General features: G+C 73.9%; 1 protein-coding gene. It reads left to right on the forward strand.

Annotation, left to right across the window (positions count from 1 at the left end; genetic code table 11):
• Positions 1-50 precede the first annotated feature (50 nt).
• Complete coding sequence (locus tag ACZ7OH_RS21330) at positions 51-11783, forward strand: type I polyketide synthase (protein ID WP_470282350.1); 11733 nt, start codon at positions 51-53, stop codon at positions 11781-11783.
• Position 11784 lies beyond the last annotated feature (1 nt).

Raw genomic sequence — 11784 nt, forward strand, 5'->3', positions numbered from 1 at the left:
ACGTCGAGCAGCCGTCACAGGAAGGAAGCCGCCCGCCGATGGAGCGTGAGATGACGGGTTTTGCGAGCACTCCGGGCGAGCCGATCGCCGTGGTCGGGCTGTCCTGCCGCCTTCCGGGCGCGGACGGCCCCGAGGCGTTCTGGCGCTTGCTGACCGACGGCCGCAGCGCCATCACGGAGGTGCCCGCCGACCGCTGGGACGCCGGGGAAACCGGGGTCCGGCACGGTGGGTTCCTCGACGAGGTCGACCGCTTCGACGCCGCGTTCTTCGGCATCTCGCCCCGCGAGGCCGCCGCGATGGACCCGCAGCAGCGGCTGGTGCTGGAACTGGCGTGGGAAGCCCTGGAGCACGCGGGAATCGTGCCCGCGACTCTCGGCGGGAGCGCCGCGGGCGTGTTCGTCGGCGCGATGTGGGACGACTACGCCGCGCTCGTGCACGCGAGCGACCCCGAAGGGATCAGCCACCACACCATCACCGGGGTCCACCGCAGCCTGCTCGGCAACCGCGTCTCCCACTTCCTCGGCGCGCACGGCCCGAGCTTCACCGTCGACTCCGGACAGTCGTCGTCGCTCGTCGCCGTCCACCTGGCGGTGCAGAGCCTGCGCCGCGGCGAGTGCCCGGTCGCCCTCACCGGCGGCGTCAACCTGATCTTCGCGCCGGACAACGCCGTCACGACGGCGCGCTTCGGCGGACTGTCCCCGGACGGGCAGTGCTTCACCTTCGACGCCCGCGCCAACGGGTTCGTGCGCGGGGAGGGCGGCGGGCTCGTCGTCCTCAAGACGTTGTCGCGCGCTCAAGCCGACGGCGACGAGATCCTCTGCGTCCTCCGCGGGACCGCGGTGAACCACGACGGCGCCGGTGACGGCCTGACCGTCCCGGACGCCGACGCCCAGGCCGCCGCGGTCCGGGGCGCCCACGCCGACGCCGGGATCGAGCCGTCCGCGGTGGGGTACGTCGAGCTGCACGGCACCGGCACCAAGGTCGGCGACCCGATCGAAGCGGCCGCCCTCGGCGCGGTCTTCGCCGCCGGGCGGGCGGAGCCGCTGCCGGTCGGGTCGGTCAAGACGAACATCGGCCACCTGGAGGGCGCGGCGGGGATCGCCGGGCTGCTCAAGACCGTCCTCGCGGTGCGGCACGCGACGCTGCCCGCGAGCCTCAACTTCACGACGCCGAACCCGGCGATCCCCCTGGACGACCTGAAGTTGCGGGTGGTGGCCGAGCCGACGGATTGGGCCGGGCGCCGGATCGCCGGGGTCAGCTCGTTCGGCATGGGCGGGACCAACGCCCACGTCGTCCTCGAAGCGGCCGACCCCGTCGCACTTCGGACGGCTACGGACGCGACGGCGCCGTGGCTGCTCTCGGCCCGCACCGCCGCGGCCCTGCGGGCCCAGGCGGCCCGGCTGCTGTCGCATGTGGACGACCACCCGGAACAGTCCCCTGTGGACATCGGCTGGACGCTGGCGACCCGCCGCACGGTGTTCGCGCACCGCGCGGTCGTCGACAGCCGGGACGGGCTGCGCGCGGTCGCGGACGGACTCGGCGTCACCCAAGGCGTCGTGGCGACGAGCGACGACCGCGTGGTCTTCGTCTTCCCCGGCCAGGGCGGGCAGTGGGCCGGAATGGCCGCCGAGCTGCTCGACGCGTCACCGGTGTTCGCCACGCGGCTGGCCGAGTGCGCCGCCGCGCTCGCACCGCACCTCGACTGGGACGTCGTCGACGTCCTCCGGCAGGGGACGCCGTCGCTTGATCGCACCGACGTGCTGCAGCCGGTGTTCTGGTCGGTCGCGGTGTCGCTGGCCGCCGAGTGGCGGGCACGCGGAGTCGAGCCCGCGGCCGTCCTCGGGCACAGCCAGGGCGAGCTGGCGGCCGCCGTCGTCGCCGATGCGCTGTCGCTGGAAGACGCGGCGCGGATCGTCGCGCTCCGGGCCAAGCTGCTCGCCGAACGCATGGCCGGCAACGGCGGCATGCTGTCGGTCGACCTGCCGGTCGACTCCGTGACTGACCTGCTCGCCGCCTACTCCGGCCGGCTGTCGATCGGCGCGGTCAACGGCCCCGCGACCACGGCGGTCTCCGGCGACCTCGACGCCATCGACGAACTGCAGGCCGAGCTGACCACGCGTGAGGTTCGCTCGCGCCGGATCGCGATCGCCTACGCGTCCCACTCCGCGCAGGCCGAGCCGCTGAAGGACGAGCTGCTGCGGCTGATCGCCGGGATCCGGCCGCGACCGTCGGCCGTCCCGTTCTACTCGTCGACCGCGGGCGGCCGCCTCGACACCGAACGGCTCGACGCGGACCACTGGTTCGCGAACCTGCGGCAGCCGGTGCTGTTCGACCCGGCCGTGCGCGCCGCACTCGACGCCGGGATGGGCGTGTTCGCCGAGGTCAGCCCCCACCCGGTGCTGGTCGGCGGCATCGTGGCGACGGCGGCCGACCACGACCGCCCGGCCGCCGCGGTCGGTACGCTCCGCCGCGGCGAGGGCGGCCCGGCCCGGTTCGCGAAGTCGGTCGCCGAGCTGTGGACCCGCGGCGGCGCCGTCGAGTGGACGTTCCCCGGCGGTCACCGCGTCGACCTCCCGCCGTACGCCTTCCAACGCGAGCGCTTCTGGCTCGACAGTGCCGAAACTGTCAGTACCCCCCGATACACTGGAGACCGGGGGGCGGAGGCCCGCCCAGGCGCAGGCACACAGCCGGCCCAAGACCTCCTCGAGCTCGTCCGCGCCCACACCGCGCTGGTCCTCGGCCACCCCGGCCCGGCCGCGATCGACCCCGCGGCGTCGTTCAAGGACCTCGGCTTCGACTCGATCATCGGCGTCGAACTCTGCGAGCGCCTGTCCACCGCGACGGGCCAGAAGGTCCCCGCCACCTCGGTGTTCGACCACCCGACCCCGGCCCGGCTCGCCGCGATGCTGCGCGCCGAACCGGCCGAGACCATCCACGCCGAGCCGGTCCGCGCCGACGAGCCGATCGCCATCGTCGCGATGAGCTGCCGCTACCCGGGTGGCGTGCGCTCGGCCGACGACCTGTGGAACCTCGTCGCCGACGGCCGCGACGTCATCGGCGGCCTGCCCACCGACCGCGGCTGGGACCTCGACGCGCTCTACGACGCCGACCCGGCCAAGGCGGGCACGTCCTACGCACGTCACGGCGGCTTCCTCACCGACGTCGCCGACTTCGACGCGGACTTCTTCGGAATCTCCCCGCGCGAAGCCCTGGCCATGGACCCGCAGCAACGGCTGCTGCTCGAGACCGCCTGGGAGGCGTTCGAGCACGCGGGCATCGACCCGATGTCCCTGAAGGGCAGCCGCACCGGCGTCTACGTCGGCGCCACGAACTCCGAGTACGGCCCGCGCCTGTCCGAAGGCGGCGAAGGCGGGCACCTGCTCACCGGCACCACCGGCAGCGTCGCGTCGGGCCGGCTGGCCTACGTCCTCGGGCTGGAGGGCCCGGCGCTGACCGTCGACACCGCGTGCTCGTCGTCCCTGGTCGCACTGCACCTCGCCGTGCGCGCGCTGCTGGCGGGGGAGTGCACCCTCGCGCTCGCCGGCGGTGCGGCGGTGATGGCCAGTCCCGGCATGCTCGTCGAGTTCAGCCGCCAGCGCGGACTCTCCCGCGACGGCCGCTGCCGGGCGTTCTCGGCCGACGCCGACGGCACGGGCTGGGCCGAGGGCGCCGGTGTCGTGGTCGTCGAACGGCTGTCCGACGCCCGCCGCCACGGCCACCCGGTGCTCGCCGTCGTGCGCGGCACGGCGGTCAACTCCGACGGCGCGTCCAACGGCCTGACCGCCCCCAACGGCCCGTCCCAGCAACGCGTGATCCGCGCCGCGCTCGCCGACGCCGGACTGGCACCGTCCGAAGTGGACGTCGTCGAGGCGCACGGCACCGGCACGCCGCTGGGCGACCCGATCGAAGCCCAGGCGCTCATCGCCACCTACGGGCAGGACCGCGACCGGCCGCTGCTGCTCGGCTCGCTGAAGTCGAACCTCGGGCACACGCAAGCCGCGGCGGGCATCGGCGGCGTGATCAAGATGGTGCAGGCGCTGCGCCACGGCGTCGTCCCGCGGACCCTGCACGCCGACGAACCGAGCCCCCGGATCGACTGGTCCGCCGGTGCGGTGACGCTCGCTTCCACCGAGCAGCCGTGGCCGGAAACCGGCGCGCCCCGCCGGGCGGGGGTGTCCTCGTTCGGGATCAGCGGGACCAACGCGCACGTCATCGTCGAGCAGGTTCCCGAACCCGCCCCGGCTCCCGCCGCGGAGGATTCCCTGGGTGTGTGGGTGCTGTCCGGCCGCTCCGAAAGCGCGATGGCCGACCGGGCGTCGGCGTTGACCGGGACCGAGCACGGCGTCGCCGAGGTCGGCTGGTCCCTCGCGGCGACGCGGACCGCCTTCGAGCACCGCGCCGCGGTGGTCGGCGACCGCGCCGAACTGCGGACCGGCCTGCGCGAGATCGCCGCCGGAACCCCGGGCGCGGCCGTGGTCACCGGGGTGACCGGTCCCGTCGGACGCACGGTCTTCGTGTTCCCGGGCCAGGGCGCGCAGTGGGCCGACATGGCCGCCGGCCTGCTCGACGAGGCACCGGTCTTCGCCGCGCGGTTCGCCGAGTGCGAGGCCGCTTTGGGGTCCTTTATGGACTGTCCGGTACGCGACGGGGACCTGGACCAGGTCGACGTGGTACAGCCGCTGTCGTGGGCGGTGATGGTCTCGCTGGCCGCGCTCTGGCAGTCCTACGGCGTCACGCCGGACGCGGTCGTCGGCCACTCCCAGGGCGAGATCGCCGCGGCTGTCGTCGCAGGTGGACTGTCGCTTGAGGACGGTGCCCGCGTGGTCGCCCTGCGCAGCAAGGCGATCGCGGCGGGCTTGGCCGGTCAGGGTGGCATGGCGTCGATCGCGGCGGACGCCGAGCGCGTGGAAGCCTTGCTCGACGACCGGATTTCGCTCGCGGCGTTCAACAGCCCGTCGTCGACGGTCGTGGCCGGTGATCCCGCTGCGTTGCAGGAACTGGTCGCCCGCTGCGAAAGCGAGGGGCTCCGCGCCCGGCTGATCCCCGTGGACTACGCGTCGCACTCGGCGCACGTGGAGGCGATCGAAGCCGAACTGCGCGAGGTGCTGGCCCCGATCCGGCCGCGGACCGGGGACATCCCGTTCTACTCGACCGTGACCGCCGAGCCCATCGACACCGCGACGCTCGACGCCGGGTACTGGTACCGCAACTTGCGGCAGCCGGTGCTGTTCCACGAGACCGCCGACGCGCTCGCCGAGCACGGGCACCGGTTCTTCGTCGAGGTGAGCCCGCACCCGGTCCTCGGCAGCGCGCTCCAGGACACCGTCGACGCGGCTGTCGTCGGGACGCTGCGGCGAAACGATGGCGGTCTCCGCCGGTTCCTCCTGTCGGCCGCCCAGCTGTGGGCGCACGGTCACGACGTCGACTGGTCGGCCCTGTACCCGCACCGACGCACGGTGAGCCTGCCCACGTACCCCTTCCAGCGGCAGCGTTTCTGGCTCGAGCCGACGACGAAGACGGCTGACAGTGAGTTCTGGACGGCGCTGGAGGAGGACACGCTCGGCGTCGCGGAGGACACCCCGTGGCGCGAGGCCCGGCGAGCGCTGACCCGCTGGCGGCGGCAGGCCGATGTGGACAGTTGGCGCCATCGCATTGCTTGGCGCGCCTTGCCGGAGTCGCCGGCCGCACCGCCGGCCGGAACCTGGCTCGTGGTGACGCCCGGCGCTCTCGGCGGCTTCGGCGCGGACATCGTCGAGGTACCCGGCACCGGCGACCGCGCAGCTTTCACCGAGCGGCTGGCCGACCTGGTCGCCGGCGGCCCGACCAGCGCCATCGAGGTGCCCACGACCGTCGATCGCGCAACCCTCGCTGAGCGGCTGACCGGCCTCACCGCAACCGGCGTCCTCGCCCTGCCCGCCCCGGACGAGGACCCGATCAGCGCGGTCACCCGCGTCACGACCCTGGTCCAGGCCCTCGGCGACGCCGGCATCGACGTCCCCCTCTGGTGCCTGACCAGCGGCGCGGTCGCCCCGCTCGACACCGACCCGGCACCGAACCCGGCGCAAGCCGCGGTCTGGGGCGTCGGTCGCGTGGCCGCCCTCGAGCACTCCAGCCGTTGGGGCGGCCTCGTCGACCTGCCGGCAACCTGGACCGCCGACACTCCGAAGCACTTGGCCGCCGTGCTCGTCGGCGACGAAGACCAAGTCGCGATCCGGCCGTCCGGGGTGTTCGCCCGCCGCCTGGTCCCCGCTGCCCTGGGCGGCAAAGCCCCGGCTCGGACCTGGAAGACGAGCGGCACCGCCCTGGTCACCGGCGGCACCGGCGCACTGGGCCGCCACCTCGCCCGCTGGCTCGTCGCCCACGGGGCCGAGCACGTCGTCCTGGCCGGCCGCCGCGGCGCCGATGTCCCCGAACTGCGGGCCGAGCTGGGCACCCGGCTGAGCGTTGTGGCCTGCGACGTCGCCGACGCGCACGCTGTCCGTGAACTGGTCGGCGGCATCGAAGACCTCCGCACGGTCGTCCATGCGGCGGGCGTCGGGACGCTCGCGGCGATCGCCGACACCGACCCCGACGCGATCGCCGACGTCCTGCGGGCGAAGGCGCTCGGCGCGCAGCACCTCGACGAGGTGCTCGGCGACCGCGAGCTGGACGCGTTCGTGCTGTTCTCCTCGATCTCCGGGGTCTGGGGCGTGGCCGACCACGCCGCCTACGCCGCGTCGAACGCCTACCTCGACGCCCTCGCGCTGCGCCGCCGGGCGCTCGGCCGGACCGCGCTGTCGGTCGCGTGGGGCCCGTGGGCCGGCGGCGGCATGATCGCCGAAAGCCTGCACGACGTCCTCGCCCGCCGCGGTGTTCCCGTCATCGAGCCCGAACCCGCCCTCGCGGGCCTCGGCCAGGCACTCGACCACGACGAGACGTTCGTCGCCCTGGCCGAGATCGACTGGCCGGTGTTCGCCGAGGTCTTCACCGCTGTCCGGCCGAGCCCGCTGCTCGCCGAGCGGTCCGAAGGGCACGACGAGCCCGCCGAAGCGGCCGGCTGGCTCGCGGCTCACTCGGGCCCGGAGCGCGAGAAGCTGGTGTCCACTGTGGTCCGCCAGCAGGTCGCGGCCGCGCTCGGGCACGCGAGCCCGGAGGCCGTCGACGTCCGGCGCGCGTTCAAGGACCTCGGTTTCGACTCGCTCACCGCCGTCGAGCTGCGCAACCGGCTCAACGCGGCGACCGGCCTGAAGCTGCCGAGCACGTTGGTGTTCGACCACCCCACGGTTGCGAAGCTGACCAAATTCCTGCTGGCCGAAACCACACCGCAGTCCACAGTGGACGAGATCGCGGCCGCCGCGGACGACCCGATCGCCATCGTCGCGATGGGCTGCCGCTTCCCCGGCGGCGTCACCTCTCCCGAAGAGCTGTGGACACTGCTGACCGACGGCGTCGACGCGATCTCCGGCCTGCCCGCCGACCGCGGCTGGGACCTCGGCGCGCTCTACGACGCCGACGCGAGCCGGCCGGGCACCACCTACGCCCGCCACGGCGGGTTCCTGGACGGCGCCACCCGCTTCGACCCGGCGTTCTTCGGGATTTCCCCCCGCGAAGCCCTGGCCATGGACCCGCAGCAGCGGCTGCTCCTGGAGGTCTGCTGGGAGGTGTTCGAGCGCGCCGGCATCGACCCGGCCACCCTGTCCGGCACCCCGGCCGGCGTGTTCGTCGGCCTGACCGACCAGGCCTACGGCTCGGGCGGCGGCTCGGAAGGTGAGGACTACCTGGTCACCGGCGCGGTGTCCAGCGTCGCCTCCGGCCGGATCGCCTACGTCCTCGGCCTGGAAGGCCCGGCCGTCACGGTCGACACGGCGTGTTCGTCGTCGCTGGTCGCCCTGCACCTCGCGGCCCAGTCCCTGCGCGCGGGGGAGTGCTCGATGGCGCTGGCCGGCGCGTCGATGGTGATGTCGACGCCGAGCCAGTTCCTCGGCTTCAGCCGCCAGCGCGGGCTCGCGCCCGACGGCCGCTGCAAGCCGTTCGCCGCCGCCGCGGACGGGTTCGCCCTCGCCGAGGGCGTCGGCGTCCTGCTGGTCGAGCGGCTGTCCGACGCGCGCCGCCACGGGCACCCGGTGCTCGCGGTGCTGCGCGGGTCGGCGATCAACTCCGACGGCGCGTCGAACGGCCTGACCGCCCCGAACGGCGGCTCTCAGCAGCGGGTGATCCGCGCTGCCTTGGCCAACGCCGGCCTGCGACCGTCCGAAGTGGACGTCGTCGAGGCGCACGGCACCGGGACCCCGCTGGGTGACCCGATCGAGGCACAGGCGCTGATCGCCGCGTACGGCCCGGACCGCGAACGGCCGTTGCTCGTCGGGTCGCTGAAGGCGAACCTCGGGCACACCCAAACCGCGTCCGGCGTCGCCGGGGTGATCAAGGTCGTCGAGGCGATGCGTCACGGCGTGCTGCCGCGGACACTGCACCTCGACGAGCCGACCGCGGAAGTGGACTGGTCGGCCGGGGTGGTCGAGCTGACGGCCGAGGACCGGGCGTGGCCGGAAACCGGGGCGCCACGCCGGGCGGGCGTGTCGGCGTTCGGCATCAGCGGCACCAACGCGCACGTGATCCTCGAACAGGTCCCTGAAGAGTCCCCTGTGGACGCATTGCCGGACACCGTGGGTACGTGGGTCCTGTCCGGCCGTTCGGAAGCCGCGGTGCGCGCGCAGGCGGCAGCGTTGGCGGAGACCGGGCACAGTGTGGCGGAGGTCGGCTGGTCACTGGTCAGTACCCGGTCGGCGTTCGAGTACCGGGCCGCGGTCGTCGGCGACCGGGACGAACTGCTGGCCGGGCTGCGCGAGCTGCCCGCCGGGGCACCGGTGACCACCGCGACTTCGGGCGAGACGGTGTTCGTCTTCCCCGGCCAGGGCGCGCAGTGGGCGGGGATGGCGGTCGGCCTGCTCGCCGAGTCGCCCGTCTTCGCCGAGCGGATCGCGGAGTGCGCGGCCGCGCTGGCCCCGTACGTGGACTGGTCGCTGACCGACGTCCTGGGCGACGCCGAGGCCCTGGAACGGGTGGACGTCGTGCAACCGGCGTCGTGGGCGGTGATGGTGTCCCTTGCCACACTCTGGCAGGCGCACGGAGTCGAGCCCGACGCGGTTGTCGGGCATTCCCAGGGAGAGATCGCCGCCGCGGTCGTCGTAGGTGGACTGTCTCTTGAGGACGGTGCCCGGGTCGTCGCCCTGCGCAGCAAGGCGATCGCGGCCGGGCTCGCCGGACGCGGCGGGATGGCGTGGATCGCCGCCCCGGAAGCCGAGATCACGCCGCTGCTGGAGCCGTACGACGGCCGGATCTCCCTCGCCGCGGTCAACGGGCCGGGCTCGGTCGTCGTCTCCGGCGAAGCCGAAGCCCTCGAAACACTGCTTGCCGAGGCCGGTGAGCTGCGCGTCCGCCGCATCCCGGTCGACTACGCCTCGCATTCGGCCGCGGTCGAGGCGATCGAGACGGAGCTGCTCGAAGTTCTCGCGCCGATCAGGCCCCGGTCGTCGACGATCACGTACGTCTCCGGTGTCACCGGCAACCCGGTCGACACGAGCACGCTGGATGCCGGGTACTGGTACCGCAACCTGCGGCAGCCCGTCCGGTTCCACGACGCCACGAAGACGCTCGTCGAGGCCGGACACCGGTTCTTCGTCGAGGTCAGCCCGCACCCGGTGCTCGGCGCCGGCATCGAGGAAACTCTCGACGCGGCAACGGACTCGGCCGCCGTCGTCGGCACCCTGCGCCGCAACGCGGGCGATCTCCGGCGGTTCCTGACCTCCCTGGCCCAGCTGTGGGCGCACGGTCACGACGTCGACTGGTCCGTGCTGTATCCGGTGAAGCGCACGGTCCCACTGCCGACCTACCCCTTCCAGCGACAGCGGTTCTGGCTCGAACCGCGGTCCGCGACGCCGGTCGTCCGGTCCGCTGTGGACGATCTGCGCTACGACGTCCGGTGGAGCCCGTTGACCACCCCGCGCCCCGCCACACTCGACGCGGGCTGGCTGGCCGTGGTCCCCGCCGGACTGGACGTCCAGGACCTGCTCGGGCCGGACGTCCGCGTGCTCGAAGTGTCCACCGAGGACCGATCCGCGCTGGCGCTCGTGCTGGCCGCCGAAGCACCACCCACCGGCGTGGTTTCCCTGCTGGCCCTGAACGACGAGCCGCACGCCGAGCACCCCGTGCTCACCGAGGGCCTCGCCGCCAACGTCCTGCTCACCCAGGCACTGGCCGACGCCGGGATCGCCGCCCCGCTGTGGTTCGCCACTCGCGGCGCGGTCTCGGTCGACGCCGCCGAGTCCCTGACCAGCCCGGCACAAGCAATGACGTGGGGTCTCGGCGGGATCCTCGGGCTCGACCAGCCCGATCGCTGGGGTGGCCTCGTCGACCTGCCCCCGGCACCGGACGCCACGACCGCCGGCCGGCTCGCGGCCGTCCTCACCGGCCACGACGGCGAAGACCAGGTCGCGCTGCGGCCGTCCGGGGTGTTCGCCCGCCGGCTGGTCCGCGCGGCGGCGTCCCCGCCCGTCCGCTGGCGGCCGCACGGCACCGCGCTGGTCACCGGCGGTACCGGCGCGCTCGGCGGGCAGGTCGCCCGCTGGCTCGCCGCGAACGGTGCCGAGCACCTGGTGCTCGTGAGCCGCAAGGGCGAAGGTGCGCCCGGTGCCGCGGAGCTCGCGGGCGAGCTGTCCGCACTCGGGGTGAAGGTCACCGTCGCCGCCTGCGACGTCTCGGACCGCGACGCGCTGCGCGAACTGCTGACGGAGCTGCCGCCGGTGAACGCCGTGGTCCACACCGCGGGCGCGGTGGACGTCGAACGGCCGATCACGGCCCTGACCCTGGCCGACTTCGCCGAGCTGGCCGAGGCCAAGGTCCGGGGCGCGCGAAACCTCGACGAACTGTGCGGCGACGTGGATGCGTTCGTCCTGTTCTCCTCCGGCGCCGGCGTCTGGGGCAACGCGGGCCAGGCGGGCTACGCCGCCGCGAACGCCTTCCTCGACGCGCTGGCCCACCAGCGGCGCGACCGCGGGGCGCCGGCGACGTCGATCGCCTGGGGCGCCTGGGCGGGCGGCGGCATGGTGGACGAGAACGTCGGCGCCCAGCTCGAACGGCGGGGCGTTCCGATGATGCGCCCCGAGCTGGCCGTCACCGCGATCCAGCCGTCGGTCGACACCGGCGGTCCGACGAGCGTCGTCGCCGACATCGACTGGGCGAAGTTCGCCCCGCTCTACACCGCGGCACGGCCGCGTCCGCTGCTGCACGAACTGTCCGAAGCGCAGCAAGAGTCCTCTGTGGACAGTGGTGGTGAGCTGGCGAAGCGGCTGCGGGCGGCATCGGAGAACGAACGCGAGCGGGTCGTGCTCGACCTGGTCCGTGGCGAGGTCGCGACGGTGCTCGGCTTCCGGGGCCGCGACGCCGTCCGTCCGACGCAGACGTTGAAGGAGCTCGGATTCGACTCTCTGACCGCGCTCGACCTGCGCAACCGGCTCAGCGCGGCGACCGGACTGAAACTGCCCGCCACGCTCGTCTTCGACCACCCGACGCCCGACGCCGTCGCGAGGCACGTGCTCGAAGGGCTGTTCGCCGCGGACTCCGCGGCCGACGAGCTCGACCGGATCGAGGCCGAGCTCGCCGCCCTTCCCGCCGAGCTGGTCACCGCCCGGCTGCGGAAGCTGCTGTGGAAGCTCGACGACACCGGCGAGCCGGACGACCTCGAACTCGACACGGCGACCGACGACGAGATGTTCGCGGCGATCGACCGAGAACTCGGAATCTCTTGAC

Source organism: Amycolatopsis sp. NPDC114478 (assembly GCF_055633805.1).